Origin of the sequence: Janthinobacterium sp. EB271-G4-7A, assembly GCF_020858075.1 — a bacterium.
GTDB lineage: Bacteria > Pseudomonadota > Gammaproteobacteria > Burkholderiales > Burkholderiaceae_D > Janthinobacterium > Janthinobacterium lividum.
Genome location: NZ_JACYMI010000003.1, coordinates 427,776 through 453,035, shown reverse-complemented (window position 1 = coordinate 453,035; position 25,260 = coordinate 427,776). Strand labels below are relative to the sequence as shown.

General features: G+C 61.5%; 23 protein-coding genes and 5 tRNA genes. 8 read left to right on the top strand and 20 right to left on the bottom strand.

Annotation, left to right across the window (positions count from 1 at the left end):
- Positions 1-30: 30 nt before the first annotated feature.
- The 7 genes from IGS58_RS22505 to IGS58_RS22475 all read right to left on the bottom strand — a co-directional run bounded on the left by IGS58_RS22505 (position 31) and on the right by IGS58_RS22475 (position 3,210).
- Positions 31-106, bottom strand: a tRNA-Ala gene (locus IGS58_RS22505).
- A 50-nt stretch (positions 107-156) separates the two neighbouring features.
- A tRNA-Glu gene (locus IGS58_RS22500) sits at positions 157-232 on the bottom strand.
- A 37-nt stretch (positions 233-269) separates the two neighbouring features.
- Positions 270-345: transfer RNA gene (locus tag IGS58_RS22495), tRNA-Ala, on the bottom strand.
- Between the two features lie 134 nt (positions 346-479).
- Positions 480-555, bottom strand: a tRNA-Glu gene (locus IGS58_RS22490).
- A 67-nt stretch (positions 556-622) separates the two neighbouring features.
- A tRNA-Ala gene (locus tag IGS58_RS22485) sits at positions 623-698 on the bottom strand.
- A 123-nt stretch (positions 699-821) separates the two neighbouring features.
- A complete protein-coding gene (gene gltX / locus IGS58_RS22480) occupies positions 822-2,228 on the bottom strand; it encodes a glutamate--tRNA ligase (protein ID WP_230522737.1) in 1,407 nt (468 codons plus the stop codon).
- A gap of 70 nt (positions 2,229-2,298) precedes the next feature.
- Positions 2,299-3,210, bottom strand: coding sequence for a LysR family transcriptional regulator (locus IGS58_RS22475; protein ID WP_230522736.1), 912 nt, complete (start codon positions 3,208-3,210; stop codon positions 2,299-2,301).
- 146 nt (positions 3,211-3,356) lie between these two features.
- Here IGS58_RS22475 and lysA point away from each other — a divergent pair, with 146 nt between their 5' ends.
- Positions 3,357-4,595: a diaminopimelate decarboxylase gene (gene lysA / locus IGS58_RS22470; protein WP_230522735.1), complete on the top strand. Its 1,239-nt coding sequence runs from the start codon at positions 3,357-3,359 to the stop codon at positions 4,593-4,595.
- A gap of 62 nt (positions 4,596-4,657) precedes the next feature.
- Positions 4,658-6,223, top strand: coding sequence for a phospholipase D family protein (locus IGS58_RS22465; RefSeq protein WP_099393085.1), 1,566 nt, complete (start codon positions 4,658-4,660; stop codon positions 6,221-6,223).
- A gap of 52 nt (positions 6,224-6,275) precedes the next feature.
- On the opposite strand, the gene IGS58_RS22460 is transcribed toward IGS58_RS22465, so the two are convergent.
- The 3 genes from IGS58_RS22460 to apbC all read right to left on the bottom strand — a co-directional run bounded on the left by IGS58_RS22460 (position 6,276) and on the right by apbC (position 9,674).
- Positions 6,276-7,952, bottom strand: coding sequence for an alkaline phosphatase family protein (locus IGS58_RS22460; protein ID WP_230522734.1), 1,677 nt, complete (start codon positions 7,950-7,952; stop codon positions 6,276-6,278).
- Between the two features lie 138 nt (positions 7,953-8,090).
- A complete protein-coding gene (locus IGS58_RS22455) occupies positions 8,091-8,498 on the bottom strand; it encodes a DUF4399 domain-containing protein (RefSeq protein WP_034778045.1) in 408 nt (135 codons plus the stop codon).
- Positions 8,499-8,585: 87 nt separating this feature from the next.
- Complete coding sequence (gene apbC / locus IGS58_RS22450; protein ID WP_034758315.1) at positions 8,586-9,674, bottom strand: iron-sulfur cluster carrier protein ApbC; 1,089 nt, start codon at positions 9,672-9,674, stop codon at positions 8,586-8,588.
- A gap of 160 nt (positions 9,675-9,834) precedes the next feature.
- On the opposite strand from apbC, the gene metG reads away from it, so the two are divergent.
- The 5 genes from metG to panC all read left to right on the top strand — a co-directional run bounded on the left by metG (position 9,835) and on the right by panC (position 14,647).
- Positions 9,835-11,994, top strand: coding sequence for a methionine--tRNA ligase (gene metG / locus IGS58_RS22445; protein WP_230522733.1), 2,160 nt, complete (start codon positions 9,835-9,837; stop codon positions 11,992-11,994).
- A gap of 19 nt (positions 11,995-12,013) precedes the next feature.
- On the top strand, positions 12,014-12,493 hold the full coding sequence (locus IGS58_RS22440) for a GNAT family N-acetyltransferase (RefSeq protein ID WP_034778216.1): 480 nt from the start codon (positions 12,014-12,016) through the stop codon (positions 12,491-12,493).
- A 108-nt stretch (positions 12,494-12,601) separates the two neighbouring features.
- A complete protein-coding gene (locus IGS58_RS22435; protein WP_034778041.1) occupies positions 12,602-12,811 on the top strand; it encodes a DUF3460 family protein in 210 nt (69 codons plus the stop codon).
- A gap of 17 nt (positions 12,812-12,828) precedes the next feature.
- The gene (locus tag IGS58_RS22430; protein WP_070257752.1) at positions 12,829-13,752 is read left to right on the top strand and encodes a segregation and condensation protein A; all 924 of its coding nucleotides are present in this window, start codon (positions 12,829-12,831) and stop codon (positions 13,750-13,752) included.
- A 55-nt stretch (positions 13,753-13,807) separates the two neighbouring features.
- The gene (gene panC / locus IGS58_RS22425; protein WP_230522732.1) at positions 13,808-14,647 is read left to right on the top strand and encodes a pantoate--beta-alanine ligase; all 840 of its coding nucleotides are present in this window, start codon (positions 13,808-13,810) and stop codon (positions 14,645-14,647) included.
- A 53-nt stretch (positions 14,648-14,700) separates the two neighbouring features.
- Here the strand turns inward: panC and IGS58_RS22420 are convergent, their stop codons facing one another.
- Positions 14,701-15,093, bottom strand: coding sequence for a hypothetical protein (locus IGS58_RS22420; RefSeq protein ID WP_176382710.1), 393 nt, complete (start codon positions 15,091-15,093; stop codon positions 14,701-14,703).
- A 354-nt stretch (positions 15,094-15,447) separates the two neighbouring features.
- On the opposite strand from IGS58_RS22420, the gene IGS58_RS22415 reads away from it, so the two are divergent.
- Positions 15,448-16,200: an SDR family oxidoreductase gene (locus IGS58_RS22415; protein ID WP_230522731.1), complete on the top strand. Its 753-nt coding sequence runs from the start codon at positions 15,448-15,450 to the stop codon at positions 16,198-16,200.
- Between the two features lie 72 nt (positions 16,201-16,272).
- Here the strand turns inward: IGS58_RS22415 and cheY are convergent, their stop codons facing one another.
- The 9 genes from cheY to IGS58_RS22370 all read right to left on the bottom strand — a co-directional run bounded on the left by cheY (position 16,273) and on the right by IGS58_RS22370 (position 25,249).
- Positions 16,273-16,671, bottom strand: a complete 399-nt coding sequence (gene cheY / locus IGS58_RS22410; RefSeq protein WP_010396677.1) for a chemotaxis response regulator CheY — start codon at positions 16,669-16,671, stop codon at positions 16,273-16,275.
- Between the two features lie 147 nt (positions 16,672-16,818).
- On the bottom strand, positions 16,819-17,889 hold the full coding sequence (locus tag IGS58_RS22405) for a protein-glutamate methylesterase/protein-glutamine glutaminase (RefSeq protein WP_034778028.1): 1,071 nt from the start codon (positions 17,887-17,889) through the stop codon (positions 16,819-16,821).
- A 108-nt stretch (positions 17,890-17,997) separates the two neighbouring features.
- On the bottom strand, positions 17,998-18,606 hold the full coding sequence (cheD, locus tag IGS58_RS22400) for a chemoreceptor glutamine deamidase CheD (protein ID WP_034758343.1): 609 nt from the start codon (positions 18,604-18,606) through the stop codon (positions 17,998-18,000).
- Between the two features lie 9 nt (positions 18,607-18,615).
- Positions 18,616-19,488, bottom strand: coding sequence for a CheR family methyltransferase (locus IGS58_RS22395; protein ID WP_034778025.1), 873 nt, complete (start codon positions 19,486-19,488; stop codon positions 18,616-18,618).
- A 71-nt stretch (positions 19,489-19,559) separates the two neighbouring features.
- Positions 19,560-21,281: a methyl-accepting chemotaxis protein gene (locus tag IGS58_RS22390; RefSeq protein ID WP_070278817.1), complete on the bottom strand. Its 1,722-nt coding sequence runs from the start codon at positions 21,279-21,281 to the stop codon at positions 19,560-19,562.
- A gap of 188 nt (positions 21,282-21,469) precedes the next feature.
- Entirely contained in the window at positions 21,470-21,976 is a 507-nt protein-coding gene (locus IGS58_RS22385) for a chemotaxis protein CheW (RefSeq protein WP_034758356.1), read from the bottom strand.
- 30 nt (positions 21,977-22,006) lie between these two features.
- On the bottom strand, positions 22,007-24,208 hold the full coding sequence (gene cheA / locus IGS58_RS22380; protein ID WP_070257756.1) for a chemotaxis protein CheA: 2,202 nt from the start codon (positions 24,206-24,208) through the stop codon (positions 22,007-22,009).
- Positions 24,209-24,251: 43 nt separating this feature from the next.
- Positions 24,252-24,617, bottom strand: coding sequence for a response regulator (locus tag IGS58_RS22375; protein WP_034758362.1), 366 nt, complete (start codon positions 24,615-24,617; stop codon positions 24,252-24,254).
- An 83-nt stretch (positions 24,618-24,700) separates the two neighbouring features.
- Positions 24,701-25,249 (bottom strand): hypothetical protein, encoded by a 549-nt coding sequence (locus tag IGS58_RS22370; protein ID WP_034758366.1) that lies wholly within the window; start codon positions 25,247-25,249, stop codon positions 24,701-24,703.
- Positions 25,250-25,260: the final 11 nt, after the last annotated feature.

Sequence of the window (25,260 nt, the reverse complement as noted above, 5' to 3'; positions counted from 1 at the left end):
CACTACCTTACCTACCAGTTTCTGCGCTGTTGGTGGAGGTAAGCGGGATCGAACCGCTGACCTCTTGCATGCCATGCAAGCGCTCTCCCAGCTGAGCTATACCCCCCGGGCGCAGAAACACTGCTACTTCTTTACAACCATAACACCAGACTGAACTGGCGTCCCCAAGGGGATTCGAACCCCTGTACTCACCGTGAAAGGGTGATGTCCTAGGCCTCTAGACGATGGGGACCACGGAACTACAGTTTGCTACTTTACTCCTGCGCTGTTGGTGGAGGTAAGCGGGATCGAACCGCTGACCTCTTGCATGCCATGCAAGCGCTCTCCCAGCTGAGCTATACCCCCCGGGCGCAGAAATAATAAAAGCCGCACTTGGCGACTTTGTTCAACTACTTGCTTTCCATTCAGATTCCGCTTTTTACGGATCTGAACTTACAACAATCAGTACAAACAACTGCCACTACTATACCACAACTACCTGGCGTCCCCAAGGGGATTCGAACCCCTGTACTCACCGTGAAAGGGTGATGTCCTAGGCCTCTAGACGATGGGGACCGCGGAACTTCCAAACAACAACTGCACCACTTCAACGACTAACAAAACCTGACTGCGATTTTGCTGCTGGTGGAGGTAAGCGGGATCGAACCGCTGACCTCTTGCATGCCATGCAAGCGCTCTCCCAGCTGAGCTATACCCCCGTTGGTGCAGAAACAAGAGTATAGCAAAGAAGTTTCACTCTGCAAATACCCTTTTTCGTCTATGAGCAACTTTTCATAGGGGCGGTTTCCGCACTCTCTTTTACGGCGATTTAATCGCGATGCTTACAACCACTTTGCCAGGCGCGCCAGCACGGTGTCGCGGCCGAACATCACCACTACCTGGTCGATGGCCGGGGTCTGCAACTGGCCCGTCAGGATCAGGCGCAAAGGCATGGCCAGCAGCGGCATCTTGATGGTGTTCGCGGCCAGCACTTCCTTGATCATGGCGGCGACGGCTTCCTTGCTCCACTCCACCGTGGCGATGCGCTCGGCAAACTGCGCCAGCACGGGCTTGATGGCATCCGTGATGTGCTGCGCGACCAGTTCCGCTTCCGGCTGCGGCTCGCGGAAGAACAGCATCGAGGCGGCAGCCAGTTCATTAATCGTGTTGGCGCGCTCTTTCATCATGCCCAGCACTTGCGCCAGGTCCGGCGCGCCTTCGAAGACGGCGCCGGCGGCGGCCATTTGCGGGCGCGCCAGGTCGGCCAGACGCGTGTTGTCGGCCTGCTTGATATAGTGGTTATTCAACCAGGCCAATTTTTCATTGTTGAACTGGGCCGCCGATTTCGACAGATGGTTCAGGTTGAACCACTCGCAGAACTGCTCGGTCGAGAACACTTCATCGTCGCCATGGCTCCAGCCCAGGCGCGCCAGGTAGTTCAGCATCGCTTCCGGCAGGAAGCCTTGCGCAGGGTAATCCATCACGCTGACGGCGCCATGGCGCTTCGACAGCTTTTCGCCGTCCGCACCGAGGATCATCGGCAGGTGGCCGTACAGGGGCAGCGGTGCGCCGATGGCGCGCAGGATGTTGATCTGGCGCGGGGTGTTGTTGACATGGTCGTCGCCGCGGATCACGTGCGTGATCTGCATGTCCCAGTCATCGACGGCCACGCAGAAGTTGTATGTCGGCGTGCCGTCCGGGCGGGCGATCACCAGGTCGTCCAGCTCGCGGTTCGAAATCGTGATCGTGCCCTTGACCACGTCATCCCACGTCACGTCGCCATCGAGCGGATTCTTGAAGCGCACGACGGGCTTGCGGTCGGCAGGCACGACCGGCAGGGTCTTGCCCGGCTCCGGGCGCCAGGTGCCGTCGTAGCGCGGCTTTTCGCCGGCGGCGCGCATGCGCTCGCGCATCGCTTCAACTTCTTCCGGCGACGAGTAGCAGTGATATGCAGTGCCTTCGGCCAGCATCTGTGCCACTACTTCGCGGTAGCGGTCCATGCGCTGCATCTGGTAAAACGGGCCCTCGTCGTGGTCCAGGCCCAGCCACTTCATGCCTTCGATGATGGCTTGCACGGCTTCCGGCGTGGAACGCTCCACGTCCGTGTCTTCGATGCGCAGCACGAACGTGCCGCCGAAGTGGCGGGCATACGCCCAGCTGTATAAAGCGGTGCGGGCGCCGCCCAGGTGCAGATAGCCGGTCGGGCTGGGAGCGAAACGGGTACGGACGGGAGTAGCGGTTGTGGTCATCGAAGTAATCAGGCTTGAATAAGTAAAACGCCATTTTACTCTGTTGACCGCCGCCGATCCACAAGCACCGTCACAGCTGCAGCAGCCGCCTTTTCACTTCGTCCGCCTGCGCATGCAGCGCCTGCTCGAACAGGGCCACAAGTTGCGACAGGGGCCGGTGCAAAGGTTTCACGAGATTCACCGTGAACGGCAGGGACACGCCGAAGCGGCGGATCTGCAAGCCCTGCCCCGCATAGTCGAGGGCCGTGAGCGGATTGACGATGGCCAGGCCCACGCCTTCGCGCACCATCGCGCACACGGAGGCGGCGCTGTGCGTGTCGAGCGCCATGCGCCGCTCCACGCCCGCCTGCGCGAAGATGGCGTCGATCTGCTGGCGGTAGGGGTCGACGGCGGCCAGGCTGATGAAAGACTGGCCCGCGAAGTCCGCAGGCTGCAGCACGGCCTTGCTGGCGAGCGCATGGCCGTCGGGCAGTACGCACACTTCATCGACGGACATCAGGGTGTCGAGAGCGGTGCCCGGCGGCGCATTGCCCACTTCCGTCAGGCCGATATCGTGCCGCTGCGCCGACAGCCACTCTTCCAGCAGCGGCGACTCCTGCGGCGTGATGCTGATGCTCACCTTGGGAAAATCCGCGACGAAGCGCTTGCACGCCTGCGGCAGCAGCGACTGGGAAAACACGGGCAGGCAGGCGATCGACAACTGTCCCTGGTCGAACTGGCGCAGGGCCGCCGCCGTGCTGACGATGCGCTCGAGGCCGAAATATGCGCGCTGCACTTCCTCGAACAGCTGCAGCGCCTGGGCCGTCGGACGCAGCCGCCCCCGCTCGCGCTGGAACAGGATCAAGCCCGTCAAATGCTCGAGGCGCGCCAGTTCGCGGCTGACGGTGGGCTGCGACGTATGCAGCATGGCGGCGGCGGCCGTCACGCTGCCCGTCGTCATAATGGCGCGGAAGACTTCGATATGGCGCAAGGAGATAGTCATGGCCATATCATAAATGAATAAGGCAGGCTTAAATAGATATTTTATGTTTACAAAGAAAACCCGCATCATGGCCAGCATCGTAGGTCGGATTAGCGGGCAAAGCCCGCGTAATCCGACGCCACCCATCATATGACAAAGACCACCCCATGAAACCAGTGCCAGACGCCACCCTCGCCCAACTCGCCCAGGAACACGGCACCCCCCTGTGGGTGTATGACGCGGCCACCATCCGCGCGCGCGTGGCGCAGCTGGCGCAGTTCGACACCGTGCGCTTCGCGCAAAAGGCCAACTCGAACATCCATCTGCTGACCTTGATGCGCGAAGCGGGCGTGCACGTGGACGCCGTGTCGCTGGGCGAGATCGAGCGCGCGCTGCAGGCAGGCTTTACGCCGGCGCAAACGAACGGCGCCGCCGGCGTGGTATTCACCTGCGACCTGTTCGACCGCGCCACCCTGGCGCGCGTGGCAGCGGAGAAGATCGAAGTCAATTGCGGCTCCGTCGACATGCTGCGCCAGCTGGGTCCCGTGTCGCCCGGCCACCGCGTCTGGCTGCGCATCAATCCAGGCTATGGTCATGGCCACAGCAACAAGACCAATACGGGCGGCGAAAACAGCAAGCACGGCATCTGGCATGAAGAGCTGCCGGAGGCGCTGGCCGTCATCCGCGCACATGGCCTGCACCTGGTGGGCCTGCACATGCACATCGGCTCGGGCGTCGACTACAGCCACCTGGAAACCGTCTGCGGCACCATGGTCGAGCTGGTCAAAAACATGGGCCACGATATCGAAGCCATTTCCACGGGCGGCGGCCTGTCCGTGCCTTACCGCGAAGGCGAGCAGCCCGTCGACACGGACCACTACTTCCAGCTGTGGGATGCGGCGCGCAAGCAGATCGAGGCGCACCTGGGCCATCGCGTGCACCTGGAAATCGAACCGGGCCGCTTCCTCGTGGCTGACGCGGGCTTGCTGGTGGCCGAAGTACGCGCCACCAAGCAAATGGGCGGCAACCATTTCACCTTGCTCGATACGGGTTTCAATGAACTGATGCGCCCTGCCATGTACGGCAGCTACCATGAAATGTCGGTGATCGCGCATGACGGCCGCGCGCTGGACACGCAGCGCGCCACCGTCGTCGGCGGCCCCCTGTGCGAATCGGGCGACGTGTTTACCCAGCGCGATGGCGGCGTGGTGGAAACCCGGCAGTTGCCGGCAGCACAGGTAGGCGACTATGTGGTGTTCGAAGGCGCGGGCGCGTATGGCGCGTCGATGTCGTCGAACTACAACAGCCGCCCCCATGCGGCGGAATACCTGGTCGACGGAGAACAATCACGCCTGATCCGCCACCGCCAGACGGTGGCCGAGCTGATCGCGCTGGAACAACTCTAAAACCGCGCCGCGTGCGGGCATGCGCATCTGCTAACATCGGGGCAACTCGATGAAAGCCCGCCATGCCCGCCCAAGCACTTCCCTTCCGCAGCGCCACCCGGCTGCTGCTGCCCCTGCTGCTGTCCGCCGTCCTCGCCGGCTGCGCTTCACTGCCTTCGCTGGAGAGCCGCACTCCCTCCAGCGTCATCACCGATACGGCACATACCCAGCTGGCCACGGCCATTGCGCCCATGGCGGCGCAGCATCCGGGCGTGTCCGGCATTTATCCGCTGGTCGATGGGCGCGACGCCTTTGCCGCGCGCGCCCTGCTGGCCGCCGCCGCCCAGCGCAGCCTGGACGTGCAGTACTACATCTGGCACAAGGACATCACGGGCACACTGCTGTTCGACGCCCTGCGCCAGGCAGCGGAGCGGGGCGTGCGCGTGCGCCTGCTGCTCGACGATAACAACACGGCGGGCCTGGACCAGACCTTGAGCATGCTGGGCAAGCAGCAGAATCTGGAGATCCGCCTGTTCAACCCATTCATTCCCCGCGCGCCGCGCGCACTGGCCTTTGCCGCGGATTTTTCCCGCCTCAACCGGCGCATGCACAACAAATCGTTCACGGCCGATAACCAGGCCACCATCGTCGGCGGGCGCAATGTGGGCGACGAATATTTTGGCGCGGCCGGCGACGTGCTGTTTGCCGACCTTGACGTGCTGGCCATCGGCCCCGTCGTCGACGACGTGTCGCAGGATTTCGACCGCTACTGGAACAGCGCCTCTGCCTACCCCGCCAGACTGCTGCTGACCAGCCCTGTCGAGGGCGACGCGGCCACCATCGCCGCCGAAGCGGACCGCATCGACGATACCAAGGCGGCCGAGGAATACGTGCAGGCGCTGCGCACCTCGCCCTTCGTCAAGCAGATGATGGAGCGCACACTGCCCTTCGAATGGGCCAAGACGCGCATGGTCAGCGACGACCCGGCCAAGGTGCTGGACAAGGCCCGGCCAGGCACGGGCGTGGCGGAAAACCTGCAAAACCTGCTGGGTGTGCCGGAAAAGGAAGTGGACCTGGTGTCGCCGTATTTCGTGCCCGGCAAATCGGGCACGCAAGCCTTTGCCGACCTGGCAAGAAAAGGCGTGGGCGTGCGCATCCTGACGAATGCGCTGGAAGCGACCGACGTGGCGGCCGTGCATGCCGGCTATGCGAAGTGGAGAAAGCCGCTGCTGGAAGCGGGCGTGCTGCTGTACGAGTCGCGCCGTTCGTGGGAACGGGGCGATGCGCGCGAACAGCCGGGCCGCTTCGGCAGCTCCGCATCGAGCCTGCATGCAAAGACCTTTGCCGTCGATGATAGGCGCATCTTTGTCGGCTCGTTCAACTTCGATCCGCGCTCGATCGAATTGAACACGGAAATGGGCCTCGTCATCGACAGCCCCGCGCTGGCCAGCCAGCTGGGGCAAGCCATGCGCACCACGATCCCGCAGCGCGCCTACCAGGTGCTGCTTGGCGACGATGGCGCGCTGTACTGGCTCGCGCGCGACGCCAGCGGTGCCACCACGCGCTACGACACGGAACCGGGCACCAGCGTGTGGAAGCGCATGGGGGTGGCGATTCTGTCGGTGCTGCCGATCGACTGGCTGCTGTAAGCGGCTTGACCAACGATGTTGTCGGATTACGCGGCTTCGCCGCTAATCCGACCTACCGCACCGCTTCCGTCAAAACCCGCCCTTCCGACGCCGATGGCTGGCGTATGCGCAGCAGATGGGCCAGGGTCGGCGCGATGTCGACCACTTCCGCGTACTGGCCATACGCGCCCGGTTTGATCCAGCGCGGGCCGAAGACCATCAGCGGCACGTTGGTGTCATAGGTGTACGGCGTGCCGTGCGAGGTGCCGCCACTGCCCTTGCCGAAGTACCAGGCCGGTTTTGTGACGACCATCAGGTCGCCCGACAGCTGGCGGTTCCAGGCGCGGCGCATCAGGGTGTCCATGCGCGTGACGACGGCTCCCGCTTCCATCTGCGTGCGCGTGTAGACTTGCGCCAGGCCATCCTGCTGCAGCAGGAAACGGGCCGCCGCGTCTTCCAGCGCGGCGCGATTGACGCCGCTCTTTTCCGCCAGCGCGTAATCGAGGTAGATATTCGGCAGCGACGACGCCGTCACCAGCTTATCGATGCCCAGGTTTGTCGCCAGGTGCCGGTTCAAGCCATCGACCAGTTTGGCGCCATCGATGCGCTTGGCCGAGAAGCCGCGTGTTTCGGCAAATTCCGGCACGTTGGCAAAGCCATGGTCGGCCGTCAGCACCACCAGCACGTTGTCCATGCCGACTTTTTTATCGAGGTCGGCAAAGAAGCCGGCCAGCATGCGGTCCAGGCGCTGCAGGTGGTCGTGCGACATCTTGCTTTCCGGGCCGTAGGCGTGATTCACATAATCGTGCGCGGACAGGCTCACACCGAGGATATCGGGCACGCCGGCCGGGTTGCGGCCCAGGTTCTCGCCATCGATGGCGGCACGCGCGAATTCCAGGGTCAGTTCATCGAGGAAGGGGCCGGACTTCAAGCGGCTGTAGTACTCGGCATCGAGCTTGCCGCTGTCGCTGTAGTAGGCGAACGGGAAGGTGTTGCGCGTGCCCGGCTTGGCCGCCACAAGATCATCACGGGCGTCCCGCGCATAGGCCGAATCGGCCAGCAGCGGCGTCCAGCTCTTGCCATAGTAGCGGTCCTGCGGTTTGGCGGCCTGGTAGCGCTGCACCCATTGCGGATGCTGCTGCATGTAATAGGTGCTGCTGGCGAAATTGCCCGTCTTTTCCATGTACATATAGGCCGTGCCCGTTTTCCCGGCCAGCAGGATGGCGCCGCGGTCCTTGCCGGACACGGTGACGACCTTGGCCTGGTCGCCCGTGGAATAGCGCAGCTCGTCGCCCAGGGTGCTCACGCGCAGCTTGGTCGGCGCCGTGCCATCGTCGGGCTGCGTGTCTTCGCCGATGTAATGGAAATTGCCATCTTCGGTGCAATACACGGATTTTTTCGTGACGGGATCGATCCAGTTATTGCCGATCACGCCGTGCTGGTATGGATAGGCACCCGACAGCACGGCCGAGTGGCCGATGGCGGTGACCGTGATGCCATGCGCCTGGTGCGCATCGCTGAACCACGCGCCCTGCTCCAGCAGACGGCGGAAACCGCCCTGGCCGAACTGGTCGCGGTAGCGCGTCACCTGCTCCTGCGGCAAACCGTCCACCACCAGCACCACCACCAGCTTCGGCTGCGCCGCGGTATTGGGAACCGCCTTGGCCGCATGCGCCTGGCACGCCGCCACGCCGGCTACCAGCAGCAGCGCCTGCGCCAGTTGCCGGGAAAGGGAGAAATGTTTCGTCATATCCGCTCATCAAAAGTTAGGCCACCGGGCAGCATACGCCGACTATATGACGCAATGATGACAAAAAGCAATACCATAAAAAAGGCCGGACTCCATCGCTGGAACCCGGCCTTTGCCGCAACAGACAAGATATCTGACTTACTTGACCGTCACCTTGATGCTTTTGCTCAACTCCGGCCCATACGACTGGTGCGCGCCGTTGGCGAACTGCATCGTCAGGGTGTACTGACCCGGCGGCAAGGTGACGTCCGTTTCCGTCTGTCCTTTGCCGAAATGCAAATGCTTGTCATCCATGGGTATCATTTCGCCCGCCTTCATCGGCCCCATATTGATGAGCAGATGATGGTGGCCCGTCTTTGCCGTCATGTCGCCGGCCGGCTTGACGTCCATGCCGCTGACGGCAAACTTGACCTTGAACGGGCTGGTCACTGTCGCACCATCGACGGGCTCGACGAACGAGACGGATTGCGCAAACGCGCTGGCGGCCAGCAAGCTACCGGCGATTACGGCTGCGGCTTGGCGCAGGAATACGGTGGTCAATTGCATGATGTCTCCTCTTGTTTAATAACAACACGGACTGCATGAAACCATATTCCTGCTGACACTGGCGCATGGGAGCGCCACATCCGACGTTTAATCGTTCTTGATGACGATGCTCGGGAACTTGCTCGTCATGTCCTTTGCCTTTTCCGCCACCTTGATCGCGATGGTGCGGGCGATCTGCTTGTAGATCACGGCGACGGGACCTTCCGGCTCGGCCACCACGGTCGGCGTGCCCGAATCCGTCTGCTGGCGAATCGCCATGGTCAGCGGCAAGGCGCCGAGGAATTCCACGCCGAAGTCCGCGCACATCTTCGCGCCGCCGCCGGCGCCGAAGATTTCTTCCGCATGGCCGCAGTTCGAGCAGATGTGCGTGCTCATGTTTTCCACCACGCCGAGGATAGGGATGCCGACCTTCTCGAACATTTTCAAGCCCTTGCGCGCGTCCAGCAGCGCGATGTCCTGCGGCGTCGTGACGATGACGGCGCCCGTGACGGGCACTTTCTGCGACAGGGTCAGCTGAATGTCGCCCGTGCCTGGCGGCATATCGACGATCAGGTAATCGAGGTCGCGCCAGTTGGTCTGGTCGAGCAATTGCTGCAAGGCTTGCGTGACCATCGGGCCGCGCCACACCATCGGTTCGTCCGGATCGATCATGAAGCCGATCGACGACACTTGCAGGCCGTGGTTTTCCATCGGCTCCATGCTCTTGCCATCGAGGGTCTTCGGCTGGCCGCTGATGCCCAGCATCATCGGTTGCGATGGACCATAGATGTCGGCGTCCAGCATGCCGACCGTGGCACCTTCAGCTGCCAGGGCCAGGGCCAGATTGACGGCCGTGGTCGATTTACCAACACCACCCTTGCCGGAAGCGACGGCGATGATATTTTTCACGTTGCTCATCGGCTTCAAGCCGCGCTGCACCGTGTGCGAAATGATTTTCGACGACACGCCCACGCTGACATTGCCCACGCCCGGCAGCACGCGCAGGGCGGCCAGCACGGATTTGCGGATCAGGTCGATCTGGCTTTTTGCGGGGTAGCCCAGCTCGATGTCGAGGGAAATATCATCGCCATCGACTTTCAGATTCTTGACTGTTTTACTGGAAACGAAATCTTTATGTGTATTTGGATCAATAACCTGGGCCAGCGCGGCCTTGACGTCTTCTACTGTGATGCTCATGTAAATCTCCGTGTGTACTACATATGTGCAATACGCGCAGTCTAGCGCAAAATCGCCAGGCGCGATGGCGGCAAAAGCAGCACTTGCCAGCGCTGTATCTGCTCATATTGCCTTTCCGCTGTTAAAATGTCCTATTATCCATCCCAAAAGTGCATCAATCATGACTCGCAAGCTGTTCGTCACCACTGCCCTGCCTTACGCAAACGCCGCTTTTCACATTGGCCACATCATGGAATACATCCAGGCTGATATCTGGGTCCGGTTCCAGCGAATGCAACGCGATGGCGCAGCCGGCCGTGAAGTGCACTTTGTGGGCGCCGACGATACGCATGGCACGCCCATCATGATCGCCGCCGAAAAGGAAGGCATCACGCCGCAGCAATTCGTCGCCAATATCGCCGCCGGCCGCGCCCAGTACCTCGATGGCTTCCATATCGCCTTCGACAACTGGTATTCGACCGACTCGCCGGAAAACGTCGACCTGTCGCAATCGATCTACCGCAAGCTGCGCGATACGGGCCTGATTGTCACGAAAACCGTCGACCGCTTCTTCGATCCGGTCAAGGGCATGTTCCTGGCCGACCGCAACATCAAGGGCGAATGCCCGAAATGCGGCGCCAAGAACCAGTACGGCGACAATTGCGAAGTGTGCGGCGCGGCCTACCAGCCGACCGACCTGGTCAATCCGTTCTCCGTGTTTACCAATGCGACGCCCGTGATGAAGCCGTCGGAACAGTATTTCTTCAAGCTGTCCGACCCGCGCTGCTTCGAATTCCTCAAGGATTGGCTCAACACGCCAGGCCGCTTGCAGCCTGAAATGGTCAACAAGGTCAGCGAATGGCTGGGAGAAGCGGGCGAAAAGCTGGCCGACTGGGATATCTCGCGCGATGCGCCCTACTTCGGCATCCCGATTCCCGATGCGCCGGGCAAGTTCTTCTATGTGTGGATGGACGCGCCCGTCGGCTACCTGGCCAGCCTGAAAAACTATTGCGACAAGAAAGGCCTCGATTTCGACGCCTTGCTGAACGATCCCGCCACGGAACAGATCCACTTCATCGGCAAAGACATCGTTTCCTTCCATTTGCTGTTCTGGCCCGCCATGCTGAAATTCGCCGGCCATCCGGTGATCGACAAACTGAAAGTCAATGTCCATGGCTTCCTGACGGTCAACAACGAAAAGATGTCGAAGTCGCGCGGCACAGGCATCTCGCCGCTGCGCTACCTGGACCTGGGCATGAACCCGGAATGGCTGCGCTACTACATCGCCTTCAAGCTGAACTCGAAAGTGGAAGACCTGGACTTCAACGGCGACGACTTCGTGGCCCGCGTGAACAGCGACCTGATCGGCAAATACGTGAACATCGCCAGCCGCTGCGCCGGCTTTATCGCCAAGCGTTTCGACGGCAAGCTGGCATCCACGCTGTCGGAAGGCGCGCAAAGCTGGATCAACCGCGCGCTGACGGTGGACGTCAACGGCGTCATAGTCGAGCGCCAGGCCAGCATCGCCGCGCACTTCGAGAACCGCGAATTCGGCAAGGCCTTGCGCGAGATCATGGAAATCGCCGACATCACCAACCAGTATGTCGATGAAAACAAACCGTGGATCCTGGCCAAGGACGCGGACAAGACCGCCGAACTGCACGACGTGTGCACCACGGCCCTGATCCTGTTCCGCCAGCTGACGATCCTGCTGTCGCCGGTCCTGCCGGGCGTGGCGAAGAACGTGGCCTCGTTCCTCAACGACGCCGAATTCACCTGGGCCGATACGCAAGTGTTCGGCGACGCCGTCTCGAACAGCATGCTGGGCCGCACCATCGGCGCCTACAGCCACTTGATGACGCGCATGGATGCGAAGATGATCGAAGCGCTGTTTGACGCGCCGCAAGCAGCGGCCGCCATTGCCGCACCGGCTGGCGACGCCGCGAACGACGCCGCAGCGGTCGCTGAAACACCGGCCTCCGCCATCGAGGAACTGGCGCCCGAGATCAAGATCGACGACTTCCTCAAGGTCGACCTGCGCATCGCCAAGATCGTCAACTGCGAACTGGTTGAAGGTTCCGACAAGCTGCTGCGCCTGACCCTGGACGCGGGCGAAGGCCGCTTGCGCAATGTGTTTTCGGGCATCCGCTCGGCTTACCAGCCGGAAGAGCTGGTTGGCAAGCTGACGGTGCTGGTAGCCAATCTGGCGCCGCGCAAGATGAAGTTCGGCATTTCGGAAGGCATGGTCATGGCCGCCTCCGCCGCCGACGAGAAAGCCAATCCGGGCATCTACATCCTGAACCCGTGGCCGGGCGCCGAACCTGGCATGCGCATCCGTTAAGCCACCTCAAGGACCGATGATGAATATCGTGGTGCGCGAAGCAACGAATGCCGATGCACAGCTGATGGCCGAGCTGACCCGCGCCGCGTGGGCCGGCAAGGTGGCCGCCTCGTCCAGTGGACACCACGAGACGGCGCAGCAGGTGGAAGAGCAATTGCGCCACGGCGGCGGTTTTCTGTTGCTGATCGACGACATTCCAGCCGGCTCGCTGCGCTGGATGCCGCTCGACAGCGACCCCGCCATCTGGAAGATTTCGCGCATGGGCGTGCTGCCCGCCTACCGGGGCAGCCACGTTTCGCAGCACTTGCTGGAAGCCATCATTCATCACGGACTGTCGTGCCAAGCCGAGGAATTGCGCCTGGCCGTGCGGCGCGACCAGCGCAAGCTGATCGATTTTTATGCGGCCTTCGAATTCGACCTGGCCGAAGAACTGGAATATTCGCACGCCAACCCCGCCGAACCGGCGCCGATGGTGATGCGCCGTTTGTTGCGTTATTGATTTTTAGCAATTTCGCCCCCGGACTTGCCGATACAACAACCCGCCAAGCGGCACGGCGCGGTAAAATACGGCCGGCTGACCTTACCGATAAGACACTCAGAAGAGAATATGAAACTGCCTGCAAAACACAACAACTACGTATCCGACCACACCTTGTTCATCGCTGAGCTGAAGGCCAAGAACCCTGGCATGGAAGCGGGCCAGCAAGCGGGCCGCGCCCTGCTGTGGGACAAGCCGGCCGTCAGCATCGATGAGCAGGAACGCCAGCTGGCGTCGGCCGTCAAGCAACAGGCTTACGTTTACCAGAACAAGAACTAAGATCTGGAACCGGCACGATGTTGCCTGAAGAGTCTGCAGTCACGCCGGAAGTCGATGCTCCCGGCGCCGGCGCAGTCATCGAGTCGCCCCAACCTGTCGCTGAAGGCGACGGCAGCGGCGACCCTGCAACAAAGGTAACGGACGCGGCACCCGCCGCCGACCCGCTGGGCATCGCCCGCCTGTATGGCGAGCCGATGATGCGCATGCCGACGGATTTGTACATTCCGCCGGACGCGCTGGAAATCTTCCTCGAAGCCTTCGAAGGCCCGCTCGACTTGCTGCTCTACCTGATCCGCAAGCAAAACTTCAACATTCTCGATATTCCGATGGCGCAGGTAACCCTGCAATATCTGAAATATGTCGACCAGATCCGCGTGCGCAACCTGGAACTGGCCGCCGAATATTTGCTGATGGCCGCCATGCTGATCGAGATCAAGTCGCGCATGCTCTTGCCTTCGCGCAAGAGCGACGTCGAGGAAGATGGCGGCGACCCCCGTGCCGAACTGGTGCGCCGCCTGCTCGAGTACGAGCAGATCAAGCTGGCCGCCTACGACCTGAATGCCATCCCGCAGTTCGAGCGCGATTTCGTCCGCACGCAGATTTTCATCGAGCAAAGCCTGACGCCCACCTGGCCCGACGTGGAACCGGTGGACTTGCAGCAGGCGTGGCTCGACGTGCTGAAACGCGCCAAGCTGACCCAGCATCACCGCATCAGCCGCCAGGAACTGTCCGTGCGCGAGCACATGTCGAGCATCCTGCGCCACTTGCAGTCGTCGCGCTTCGTCGAATTCAGCGAACTGTTCGACATTGCCGGCGGCGTGCCCGTGGTGGTGGTCAACTTCGTGGCCCTGCTGGAACTGGCCAAGGAAACCCTGATCGAAATCACGCAGGCAGAACCGTTTGCCCCCATCTACGTCCGGCTGGCGTATTCGCCCGCCTGATATCCTTCCCTTTGTCACTGACCACCGTACAACGGGGTTTTAGCGAAAGCAATCCATGAAAATTATTTCCGACATCGAAGAATTGCGCGACCAGCTCAGCGGACAGCTGCGCACGGCGTTCGTCCCCACCATGGGCAACCTGCACGAAGGCCATCTGTCATTGATGCGTCTGGCGCGCAAGCATGGCGACCCCGTCGTCGCCTCGATCTTCGTGAACCGCCTGCAATTCGGCCCGAACGAAGACTTCGAGAAATATCCGCGCACCATGGCGGCCGACATCGCCAAGCTGGAAAAGGAAGGCGTGTACGTGCTGTTCGCGCCCACGGAAAAGGAACTGTACCCGGAACCGCAGGAATACCGCGTGCGTCCGCCCGATGACCTGGGCAATACCCTGGAAGGCGAATTCCGCCCCGGCTTCTTCGAAGGCGTGTGCACGGTCGTCACCAAGCTGTTCTCGTGCGTGGGTCCGCGCGTGGCCGTGTTCGGCAAGAAGGATTACCAGCAACTGATGATCATCCGCAACATGGCGCGCCAGTTCGCGCTGCCGACGGAAATCATCGCCGCCGAAACCTACCGCGCAGACGATGGCCTGGCCTTATCATCGCGCAATATGTACTTGTCGGAAAGTGAACGGGCGGAAGCGCCGGAACTGTTCAAGGGCCTTAATTTCGTCGCCGAGGAAGTGCGCAAGGGCAACCTGGCCGTGGCTGATCTGGAACAGGCGGCCATGCAGTTGCTGGACGGCCGCGGCTGGAAATCGGACTACATCGCCGTGCGCAAGCGCGCCAACCTGCAGGCGCCAAACGCCGCCGAACTGGCCGCCGGCGAACCACTGGTGGTGCTGGCTGCCGCCAAGCTGGGCCAGACCAGACTCATCGACAACCTGGAAATTTAAGCGCCATCTCCAAGCGTCACTTGGACGGGGCCATTCGGCCCCGTTGCTTTTTCTTACTTCTCCATCCCCACCAGCTTGAGTTCCGCAAACAGCGGCTTGTTGCTGCCGCGCGCCGCTTGCAACATGTCGTAGCTGGCCGCATCGAGCACGATTTCCTCTCCCGCCCACAGCTTGCGCTGGTGCGCAGGCAGCCTCAGGCTGCGCAGGATGGCCCGGACCTGGGCCGGATCGGCCGCCAGCAGGCGGATGGCGCGCGCATGGCGCTGCGTGCCCGTGAGTATCGGCAAGCCGCCCTCCGGGCCATTCTGGCTCAGGCTGACATAATCATGGCCGCCCACGCGGTGCAGATATGCATGCCGGCCATCAGCTTCAACAGGCAACGGCGCGGCCGGTTCCTGCATTTCGACAGACGCGACAGGCGCAACGGCGGTTTGTTCAAGGCTCACGCCACAGGCCGCCAACAGGGCCGTGCTCAGTGCAAAAAATAATACGGGTGTTCGGCGCATCGTGCGCTCCTTCTTGTCGGGGTCGGGGACAGAGGTGGAATACTGCAGCGATCATGGGCCAAATTATTTGACGTGTAAAGTTAACCTTAGGAAATATTTCATTCCTTTGCGCAATGACTTATGCTCGGCGGGATCTTGCCTGTCCATATCAACCTGGCCGAGAACAATTGTTAATGAAATTTGCACACTGAAACTATCATCACTATCTTTATCCATGAATCAATAAAGATCACAATGGCTGCACTGGCTCGCAGCGACAGCATGCGGGCTTCCCACCACGACAGGAGAGCAGCCATGAACACCACATCCACCCCCGCCAGGGTCGCCATCGTCACAGGTGCCTCGCGCGGCATCGGCGCGGCCATCGCCCGCCGCCTGGCGCGCGACGGCATGCAGGTCGTCGTCAATTACGCCAGCGGCAAGGATGCGGCGGATGAACTGGTGGCGGCCATCGTGGCCGGTGGCGGCGCCGCCATCGCCGTCCAGGCCAACGTGGCTGATGCGGGCGAGGTGCAAGCGCTGTTCGATGCGGCAGAAGCCGCCTTTGGCGGCATCGACGTACTGGTCAACAACGCCGGCATCATGCCGCCCATGCTGCCGGCCCTGGCCGACACGGACGACGCCACCTTCGACAGCCTGTTCGCCATCAACGTCAAGGGCAGCTTCAACACCATGCGCCAGGCGGCGACGCGCTTGCGCCACGGTGGCAGCGTGGTCAACTTCTCCACCAGCGTGATTGGCCTGGCCCTGCCCGGCTATGCCGTCTACGGAGCCACCAAGGCGGCCATCGAGACGATGACGAATATCTTTGCCAAGGAATTGCGCGGCAAGAACATCACCGTCAATGCCGTCGCCCCCGGCCCCACGGCCACTGCCCTGTTCTTGAACGGCAAGACGGAAGACACGATACAGCGCATGGGCAAGATGGCGCCCCTGGAACGCCTGGGCACGCCGGACGATATCGCCGCCGCCGTGGCTTTCCTGGCAGGACCGGATGGCCGCTGGGTGAATGGCCAAACGTTACGCGCGAATGGTGGCCTGGTCTGAGTTTTTTGCGGACAAAAAAAACGCTGCCAATTTGCACTGGCAGCGTTTTTTTTGATAACGGTCAAATCTGGATTAAGCGCCGGCTTTTTCCAGCTTCTCGAAAATCTTGTTCAGCTTTTCATCGAGGGTCGCGGCCGTGAACGGCTTGACGACATAACCGCTGGCGCCAGCTTGCGCGGCGGCGATGATGTTTTCTTTTTTGGCTTCTGCGGTCACCATCAGCACGGGCAGCTTGGCCAGTGCCGGATCGGCGCGGATATGCTGCAGCATCGTCAGGCCATCCATGTTTGGCATGTTCCAGTCCGAAACGACGAAATCGTACGATTCCGCGCGCAGCTTGGCCAGGCCCATCACGCCGTCTTCCGCCTCATCGACGTTGGCATAACCCAGTTCCTTCAACAGATTCCGGACAATGCGGCGCATCGTCGAAAAATCGTCAACGACTAAAAATTTCATCTTTGGATCAGCCATGAATAACTCCGTTGTTTCTGTAGCGGTTTGTTAATAATATCGACATGAATGCCGACATTATGGTCGACACTACGGCAGCAAGTTGTAGGATAGCATTTTCGTTGCTTTTAGGCGAACAAACTTGCCTCAGATCATATAAAACGTGGCTTACACGCGCAAAGCACGCATGCCATGCGCAGCCAGGTGTCCCAGCACCATGCCAGGCAGCGCCGTCAAAGCGCCGACCTCATGCGTAGCACCGACAGCGATCGCCTCGCGCGGCATGCCGAACACCACGCAACTGGCTTCATCCTGCGCAAAATTATACGCTCCTGCGGCCTTCATCTCCAACATGCCTTGCGCGCCATCCTTGCCCATGCCGGTGAGGATCACGCCAACGGCATTTTTACCGGCCGATTGCGCGGCCGAACGGAACAGCACATCAACCGACGGGCGGTGGCGGTTCACCGGCTCGCCCTGGTCGATCTTGGTCATGTAATTGGCGCCGCTGCGCGTCAGGGTCAGGTGCGAATGGCCGGGCGCGATATAGGCGTGGCCCGGCAGTACCCGTTCGCCGCCTGCCGCTTCCTGCACCGAGATCTTGCACAGCGAATCGAGGCGGCGCGCAAACGAGCGCGTAAAGCCTTCCGGCATGTGCTGCGTGATCAGGATGCCGGGGCAATCGGAAGGCATCTGCATGAGAAATTCGCGGATCGCTTCCGTGCCGCCTGTGGACGCGCCCACGATGATCAGCTTTTCGCTCGACGTCAATGGGCTGCGCAGCGCAGGCAGCGGTGCAGCCACCTTGTCGCTGGCCGACGGCAGGGTGCGCGCGCGGATGCGCGCCTTCGAGGCGGCACGGATCTTGTCGGCGATCATGTCCGTGTACTCGCGCATGCCGCTCTGGATGGAGATCTTCGGCTTGGTGACGAAATCGACGGCGCCCAGTTCCAGCGCGCGCATGGTGATTTCCGAACCCCGTTCGGTCAGCGACGACACCATCAATACCGGCATCGGACGCAAGCGCATCAGCTTTTCCAGGAAATCGAGGCCATCCATCTTCGGCATCTCGACGTCGAGGGTCAGCACGTCGGGGTTGGTCTGCTTGATCATCTCGCGTGCCACCAGCGGATCGGGCGCGGCGCCCACCACTTCCATGTCGGGCTGGCTGTTCACGATTTCCGTCATCACGCTGCGGATCAGCGCCGAATCATCCACGATCAATACTTTGATCTTCATAGTTATCCTTCCAGGCCTTGCGGCCCTTCTTCTTTATTAAATTAGTACACCGGACAAAACCATCGCAGGCCGCAAAGCACGACGCGCAGCAGGTTTGCTCTGGTGTTATCAGAACAGTTCGACCTCGCCGCCCACCGGCGCAACTTTCAAACGGCTGGCGTAATCGAGTTCGCGGCGTACCAGCGTATCGTTATGCGTCTGCATCAGCTTTTTCACCAGCACCTTGCCGCTGCGGGGGAAAAAATACACCTTGCGCGGGTGGATGTCGTTCAGGTCTTCCGCCACCACGCGCATCTTTTCCGCCTTCAGGTAATTGATGACGAAGGCCGCATTGCGCTCGCCCACATTGATCGCCGTGAAGCCGCGCAGCACGGCGCCGCCGCCGAACACTTTCGCTTCCATGTTCTCGCGCCGCGCGCCGGCCTTCAGCAAATCGTTGATCAGGATTTCCATGGCGTAGGTGCCATAGCGCATCGACGCGGAAATCGGGCTATTCGGATCGCTGCCGCCATCGGGCAGCATGAAGTGGTTCATGCCGCCCAGGCCCGTGACGCGGTCGCGGATGCAGGCCGAGACGCAGGAGCCGAGCACGGTGACGATCAGCATGTCCTTGTTGGTAAAGTAATACTCACCAGGCAAGATCTTGGCGGCGTCACAATTGAACGTCCTGTCGTAATAGACGTTAGTGGCAAATTGCTCTTTGGATTCCAGGCTCATATTTCACTCTCATGTACGATGCGACGATGCCTTGGGCGCGGCGCCCCGAGGCTGATCGAGCTCATAGACTGTTTTACCGCGCAGCTTCAATGAATCCGACACGTACAGGAAATTCTCCGAATGGCCCGCGAACAGCAGGGCATCCGGCTTCATCAATGGCACAAAGCGCGACAGGATCTTGCGCTGCGTCGCCTTGTCAAAATAAATCATCACGTTGCGGCAAAAGATGACGTCGAACTGGCCTGTCAATGGCCAGCTGTCGGCCAGCAGGTTGAGCGGCTTGAAAGTGATCATCTGGCGCAGTTCCGGGCGCACCCGCACCTGTCCCTCGCGATCGCCCTTGCCGCGCAAGAAAAAGCGCCGCGCACGGTCGGCCGGCATCTTGTCGAGCCGGTCCAGGTTGTAGACGCCATTGGCGGCCGTGGCCAGCACGTTCGTGTCGATGTCCGTGGCGATGATGGTGACCGGCGGCGTGAGCGTATTGAACGCCTCGCACACCGTCATGGCGATCGAATACGGCTCCTCGCCGGTGGAACTGGCCGAACACCAGATGGTGATCGGCCCGCTCAGTTTTTTCACATGCTCGGCCAGCAGCGGGAAGTGATGCGCCTCGCGGAAGAACGACGTCAGGTTGGTCGTCAGCGCATTCGTGAACGCTTCCCACTCGTCACCCATGCGGCCAGCTTCCAGGTCGTCCAGGTAACGGACGAACGAGGAAATGCCGGTCGCGCGCAGGCGCCGCGCCAGGCGGCTGTAGACCATCTCCTGCTTGCTGTCGGCCAGCGCGATGCCGGCCCGCTTGTAAATCATGGCGCGGACCCGTTCGAAGTCCTTGCCAGTGAAATCAAATTCCTTGACCGAATCCGTTTTAGTTTGCGGCATTTTGTTTTTACCTCTCTATGACTACTCTGACCAATGCCTTTGCAAGTATAACTAGCGGGACCGGGTTGGCGTCAGAACTCTTCCCAATCGTCGCCGCCGGCCGCCGCCAGCTTTTTCGCGGGCGGTGGCGTGCCGGCTTGCGCCGTCGTTGCCAACCGCCGTGTCGTTGCCGCCACGCTCGGCGCCGGCCGTGCCGCCGCCTTGACTACTGGCGCGGGTACGGGCATGGCTGCCTGCGCCGCGCTCTCGCCATCGAGCTTGAAGATGCTGACGGCGTCGGCCAGTTTCTGCGCCTGGTCCTGCATGCTTTCAGCCGCCGCCGCCGCTTCCTCGACCAGCGCCGCGTTTTGCTGCGTCATCTGGTCCATCTGCGCGATGGCCTGGTTGACCTCTTCGATGCCATGGCTCTGTTCCTGCGTTGCCGCCGTGATCTCGCCCATGATGTCGGCTACCTGCCGGATCGACGTGACGATCAGGCCCATGGTCTGCCCCGCCTCGTCCACCAGGCGGCTGCCGGCATCGACCTTGTCGACCGAGTCGCCGATCAGGCCCTTGATCTCTTTCGCCGCGCCAGCCGAGCGTTGCGCCAGATTGCGCACTTCCGACGCCACCACCGCAAAACCGCGTCCCTGCTCGCCTGCGCGCGCCGCTTCGACGGCCGCATTCAATGCCAGGATATTCGTCTGGAACGCGATGCCGTCGATGACGCCGATAATGTCGACGATCTTGCGCGAACTGTCCTTGATGGAACCCATGGTATCGACCACTTGCGCCACCACCTTGCCACCCTGCTCCGCCACCGACGACGCCGACACGGCCAGCTGGTTGGCCTGGCGCGCGTTGTCCGCGTTCTGCTTCACGGTCGACGTCAGCTCTTCCATCGACGATGCCGTCTCTTCGAGCGAACTGGCCTGCGTTTCCGTGCGCGCCGACAGGTCCGCATTGCCGCTGGCGATCTCGCGCGACGCCACGGTGATGGTGTCCGTCCCATTGCGCACATCGCTGACCGTCTGCACCAGGCTTTCGTTCATGTCCTTGAGCGCCTGCTGCAGCGCGCTCGTTTCATCTTTGCCTTCGACCACCACGCGCGACGTCAGCTCCCCGGCAGCGACCTTCTGCGCCACGGCCAGTGCGCCAGACAGCGGCACCGTGATCGAGCGCGTGATGAAGATGGCGCACCAGGCGCCGATCGCCACCGCCGCGCCGCCCAGGATGAACAATACCGTCATCAGGCGCGCATCGGCCGCCAGCGAGTCGTCCATGAAGCTTTGCTGCGCCACGTGCTGCAGGTCGAGCAGCTTGTTGATATCGGCCAGCGTCGTCTTGTTCAAGGGGTCGATGCGGGTGGCAATCACCTTCGCCGCGCCCTCGCTGTTAAACGCCAGCACCTGTCCCATCGCTTCCTTGAAGGCCGCATCGACATCGCCGTCGACCTTGGCGATATTGGCCAGCAGCGCCTTCTCGCCCTCGGACAGGCCCAGGCTGGACAGCTTGCCGCGCGCGCCGTCGTACAGCTTGCGCTGCTCGCGCACCTTGCCCTCTTCCGCCTGCATCAGCCCCACATCGCCCTGCAGGCCGATATTGCGCATCGCTATACCGGTTTCCAGCATCGCGCTTTTCATCAGCGATGCCTGCGTATTCTTTTCGCTTGCCAGCTCCAGGCCCGTGAGCAACTGGGCCTTGTTACGGTAATTCAGTGCATTCGCCGAAACGATCACTACCACCAGGATGGCGAGGATGCTGCCAAAACCTATCCCCAGCCGGGTGCCTATCTTGAAATCGCGCAAACTCATTACAGTCTCCAATATTTATGTGAACGGCGCCCGTTCAACCGGACGGCGCCGTGTTGTGGCCTGGTCTCTGACGGACCTTGCAGCCTGCCGGCGCGCCTCTGCTCGCGCCGGTACATGCATATCTGTAGTGATTCTTTGCGTGCCAAAACGGCGGCGCACCGGGCGCCGCCTTGCTGCCATGCGGCCGTTTACGCCGCCAGCTTGTCGATCAGGCCCATCTCGCTGCTCGACATCAGCTTGTCGATGTCGACCAGGATCAGCATGCGCTCGTCGATGGTGCCCAGGCCGATCATGTAGTCGGTCGAGAAGGCGGTACCCATTTCCGGCGCCGGTTTCACCTGCTCCGGCGTCAGGGTGGTGACGTCGGAAACGCTGTCGACCACCATGCCGACGATGCGGCCGCCGATGTTCAGGATGATCACGACCGTGAACTGGTCGTACACGGGCGTGCCCAGGTTGAACTTGATGCGCATGTCGACCACGGGGATGATGATGCCGCGCAGGTTGATCACGCCCTTGATGAATTCTGGCGCGTTGGCGATGCGGGTGACCGCTTCGTAACCGCGGATTTCCTGAACCTTCAGGATATCGATGCCGTACTCTTCGGAGCCCAGCGTAAAGGCCAGGAATTCACGGCCGGCGATGTCCTTGCCGTCGCCCGCATTGCTTCCGGATGTTTGTTGAGTATCTGACATGGTGCGTTTTCCTATCTTTATCTATCGGTATTACGAAAAAATGGACTCGTCGGCCAGCTGGCGAGAGGAACGGATCAGGGCGGCGACATCGAGAATCAGCGACACGCCGCCATCGCCCAGGATGGTGGCGCCGGAAATGCCCACCACCTTGCGGTAATTCGATTCGAGGTTTTTCACCACGACTTGCTGCTGCCCCACCAGGTCGTCGACGAACAGGGCCGCCTTGCGCCCTTCCGTCTCGAGGATCACGCAGATGCCTTCCGAGGGACTGGTAAAGCGCGGCGCGATGTCGAACATCTGGTACAGCGGAATCAAAGGCAGGTATTCGCCGCGCACCTTCACCACCTGGCCTTTACCGCTGATGTCCTTGATATCCTCAACGGCCGGCTGCAATGATTCGATGACAAAGCCCAGCGGCAAAATATACACTTCGTCACCGACGCGGATCGACATGCCGTCCAGGATGGCCAGGGTCAGCGGCAGCGAGATGGAAATCGTCGTGCCGAAGCCCTTCGCCGAACGGATGTCGACGACGCCGCCCATGGCGCTGATATTGCGCTTGACGACATCCATGCCCACGCCGCGGCCCGACACGTCGGTGACCGCTTCGGCGGTGGAAAAGCCGGGCGCGAAGATCAGCTGCCACACGTCGGCGTCGCTCATCGTCTCGGACACGTCCAGGCCCTGCTGCGCGGCCTTGGCCAGGATGCGCTCGCGGTTCAATCCCGCGCCGTCATCGGACACTTCGATGATGATGTTGCCGCCCTGGTGGCTGGCCGAGAGGAACAAACGGCCCGCCTCGGTCTTGCCGGCGGCCACGCGGGCGGCCGGCATTTCCACGCCATGGTCGATGCTGTTGCGCACCAGGTGCGTGAGCGGGTCGACGATGCGCTCGATGAGGCCCTTGTCCAGTTCCGTGGCGGCGCCGTTCGTGATGAAATCGACCTTCTTGCCCAGTTTCGTGGCCAGGTCGCGCACCATGCGCGGGAAGCGCGAAAAGACGAAATCCATCGGCATCATGCGGATCGACATCACCGCTTCCTGCAAGTCGCGCGTATTGCGCGTCAGGTGGCTGACGCTGTCGAGCAGCTTTTCATGCAGCATCGGGTCGAGCGCGCTGGCGCGCTGCTCGATCATCGCCTGCGTGATCACCAGTTCGCCCACCAGGTTGATCAGCTGGTCGACCTTCTCGATCGAGACGCGGATCGACGACGATTCGGCGCCGGCCTTGTCGCCCTCTTTCTTGGCCGGTTTCTTTTCCTGCTCCGCTTCGGCCACGGCGCTGGCCACGACCGGCGCGGCGGCAGCGCTGGCGTTGCCCGCCTTGGCCGCGTCGGCGCGAATCTGCTCCAGGGGCTGGAAAAAACCATAGCCCTGTTCGGCGTCGCTCTGCACGCCGGCGGCGGCGCGGATATCCTCGAGCGGCTGGAAGAAGCCATAGCCAGGATCGGCTTGACCCTGCGCACCAGGCGCGCCTGGCAGCGGGTCGAAGAAGCCGTAGCCCTGGGCTTTTTCCTGCGCCGCGCGGACCGCATCGGCTTCGCCTGGCGCCAGTGGCGGCGCCTGCGTGATCACCATGTCGTCCGGGTTGAGCACGAACGAGCAGATGGCCAGGATATCGTCCAGGCTTTCATGCGTCGTCACTTCCAGCACCTTGCGCGCGTCGGGCAAGGTCGACACGGCAACGTCGCCCAGCAAGCCCAGTTCGGCCGCCAGCGCATCGACTTCGCGCGGCTCCATGGCCGGCAGTTCCAGGCGGATGCGATGGCCGCCGGCATGGCTGACGGCGGCCTTTTCCGCCGTATGGAAGGCTGGCGCGACAGGCGTGAGGGCGGCCACGGGCACATCCTGCGAAAACGACTGCAGCATCATGCGCACATTGGCCACGGCATCCTGGTCGACGGCGCTGCCCAGGCGATGGCCGTCGAGCTGCATCTTGAGGATATCCTTGGCCGCCAAAAAGGCGTCGACGTGTTCCGCCGTCAGGGCCATCTGGCCCTGGCGGATACGGTCGAGCAGCGACTCGAGGATGTGCGTGACCTCGCTCATGTCGGAGAGGCCGAACGTCGATGCGCCGCCCTTGATCGAATGGGCGGTGCGGAAAATGGCATTCAGGTCTTCGGCGTCGGGCGCCGCAATATCAACGGCCAGCAGCAGCCGTTCTTTTTCAGCCAGCAGTTCTTCGGCCTCATCGAAAAAGACCTGAAAAAACTGGCTAATATCGATGGTCATAGGGTGACTCCGTCAATTGCATCGTTGTGCTGCGCGGCTGGCATCAGCCGATCACCTTCTTGACCACTTCGATCAGGCGTTGCGGATCGAAGGGCTTGACCAGCCAGCCATTGGCGCCGGCGGCACGTCCCTTCGACTTCATCTCGTCCGACGACTCCGTCGTCAGCATCAAGATGGGTACCTTCTGGTAGGTCGGCAGTTCGCGCAGCAGCTTGATCAGCTCCAGGCCATCCATGCGCGGCATGTTCTGGTCCGTCAATACCAGGTCCACGGTTTGCAGCTTGGCTTTTTCCAGTCCATCCTGGCCGTCGACGGCCTCCACCACCTGGTAACCGGCGGCTTTCAGGCTGAACGCCACCATCTGGCGCAATGAGCTGGAATCGTCCACTGCAAGTATCGTTTTGGCCATCTTTGCTCCCACTTATTCCGGGCATCCTGCCCGAGTATTTGATTAATCAATCCATGCAACCACAAGCGTTCCGCACTGGCATGCTAGAACAGCTCGATGTCGCCACTTTCCAAATGCTGTTGACTGACAGCCTTGCGCAGCACGCTGCGCAACTCCAGGCTTTGAATCGCCAGCGCCATGCTGACCCGCCCCAGCAGGGCGACAATTTCTTCATTGTCGCTCTCCGGCAACATCTCCGCGCCATGCTCGCCCAGGGTTCCGAGGAACTCCCGCAAGCCCGTCACGCGCTTCAAGGTGCGCTCGATCAGCTGGCTGGTCATGTCCTGGAACTGCAGGCTGGTGATGGCGGCATTCACATAGCCCCCCACCTCATCCTGCAATGCCAGCAATTTTTCCCGCTGCTGCTCGGCTGGAATACCGCCGTCGAGCAACAGGGCGATGGTGTCTTGCTGCGCAGCAACGGCTGCGTGTATCGCCATGAAATTGAAGGACAGCTTCTCGATCGCCTCTTCCAGCAAGATGCCGGTCTGCACCAGGTCGGTTTCCACCTCCGTCAAGTGCTTGCGGCCATGGTCCGACACGCCAGACAGCAGGCGCTTTACATGCGAGCCAAGTATTTTCTTTCTTGTCATAAAGGTCTCAT

Bases quoted from the DNA above. Each gene is read 5' to 3' on its own strand.
- gltX (WP_230522737.1), bottom strand. From the start codon at position 2,228: ATGACCACAACCGCTACTCCCGTCCGTACCCGTTTCGCTCCCAGCCCG.
- IGS58_RS22475 (WP_230522736.1), bottom strand. From the start codon at position 3,210: ATGACTATCTCCTTGCGCCATATCGAAGTCTTCCGCGCCATTATGACG.
- lysA (WP_230522735.1), top strand. From the start codon at position 3,357: ATGAAACCAGTGCCAGACGCCACCCTCGCCCAACTCGCCCAGGAACAC.
- IGS58_RS22465 (WP_099393085.1), top strand. From the start codon at position 4,658: ATGCCCGCCCAAGCACTTCCCTTCCGCAGCGCCACCCGGCTGCTGCTG.
- IGS58_RS22460 (WP_230522734.1), bottom strand. From the start codon at position 7,952: ATGACGAAACATTTCTCCCTTTCCCGGCAACTGGCGCAGGCGCTGCTG.
- IGS58_RS22455 (WP_034778045.1), bottom strand. From the start codon at position 8,498: ATGCAATTGACCACCGTATTCCTGCGCCAAGCCGCAGCCGTAATCGCC.
- apbC (WP_034758315.1), bottom strand. From the start codon at position 9,674: ATGAGCATCACAGTAGAAGACGTCAAGGCCGCGCTGGCCCAGGTTATT.
- metG (WP_230522733.1), top strand. From the start codon at position 9,835: ATGACTCGCAAGCTGTTCGTCACCACTGCCCTGCCTTACGCAAACGCC.
- IGS58_RS22440 (WP_034778216.1), top strand. From the start codon at position 12,014: ATGAATATCGTGGTGCGCGAAGCAACGAATGCCGATGCACAGCTGATG.
- IGS58_RS22435 (WP_034778041.1), top strand. From the start codon at position 12,602: ATGAAACTGCCTGCAAAACACAACAACTACGTATCCGACCACACCTTG.
- IGS58_RS22430 (WP_070257752.1), top strand. From the start codon at position 12,829: ATGTTGCCTGAAGAGTCTGCAGTCACGCCGGAAGTCGATGCTCCCGGC.
- panC (WP_230522732.1), top strand. From the start codon at position 13,808: ATGAAAATTATTTCCGACATCGAAGAATTGCGCGACCAGCTCAGCGGA.
- IGS58_RS22415 (WP_230522731.1), top strand. From the start codon at position 15,448: ATGAACACCACATCCACCCCCGCCAGGGTCGCCATCGTCACAGGTGCC.
- cheY (WP_010396677.1), bottom strand. From the start codon at position 16,671: ATGGCTGATCCAAAGATGAAATTTTTAGTCGTTGACGATTTTTCGACG.
- IGS58_RS22405 (WP_034778028.1), bottom strand. From the start codon at position 17,889: ATGAAGATCAAAGTATTGATCGTGGATGATTCGGCGCTGATCCGCAGC.
- cheD (WP_034758343.1), bottom strand. From the start codon at position 18,606: ATGAGCCTGGAATCCAAAGAGCAATTTGCCACTAACGTCTATTACGAC.
- IGS58_RS22395 (WP_034778025.1), bottom strand. From the start codon at position 19,488: ATGCCGCAAACTAAAACGGATTCGGTCAAGGAATTTGATTTCACTGGC.
- IGS58_RS22390 (WP_070278817.1), bottom strand. From the start codon at position 21,281: ATGAGTTTGCGCGATTTCAAGATAGGCACCCGGCTGGGGATAGGTTTT.
- IGS58_RS22385 (WP_034758356.1), bottom strand. From the start codon at position 21,976: ATGTCAGATACTCAACAAACATCCGGAAGCAATGCGGGCGACGGCAAG.
- cheA (WP_070257756.1), bottom strand. From the start codon at position 24,208: ATGACCATCGATATTAGCCAGTTTTTTCAGGTCTTTTTCGATGAGGCC.
- IGS58_RS22375 (WP_034758362.1), bottom strand. From the start codon at position 24,617: ATGGCCAAAACGATACTTGCAGTGGACGATTCCAGCTCATTGCGCCAG.
- IGS58_RS22370 (WP_034758366.1), bottom strand. From the start codon at position 25,249: ATGACAAGAAAGAAAATACTTGGCTCGCATGTAAAGCGCCTGCTGTCT.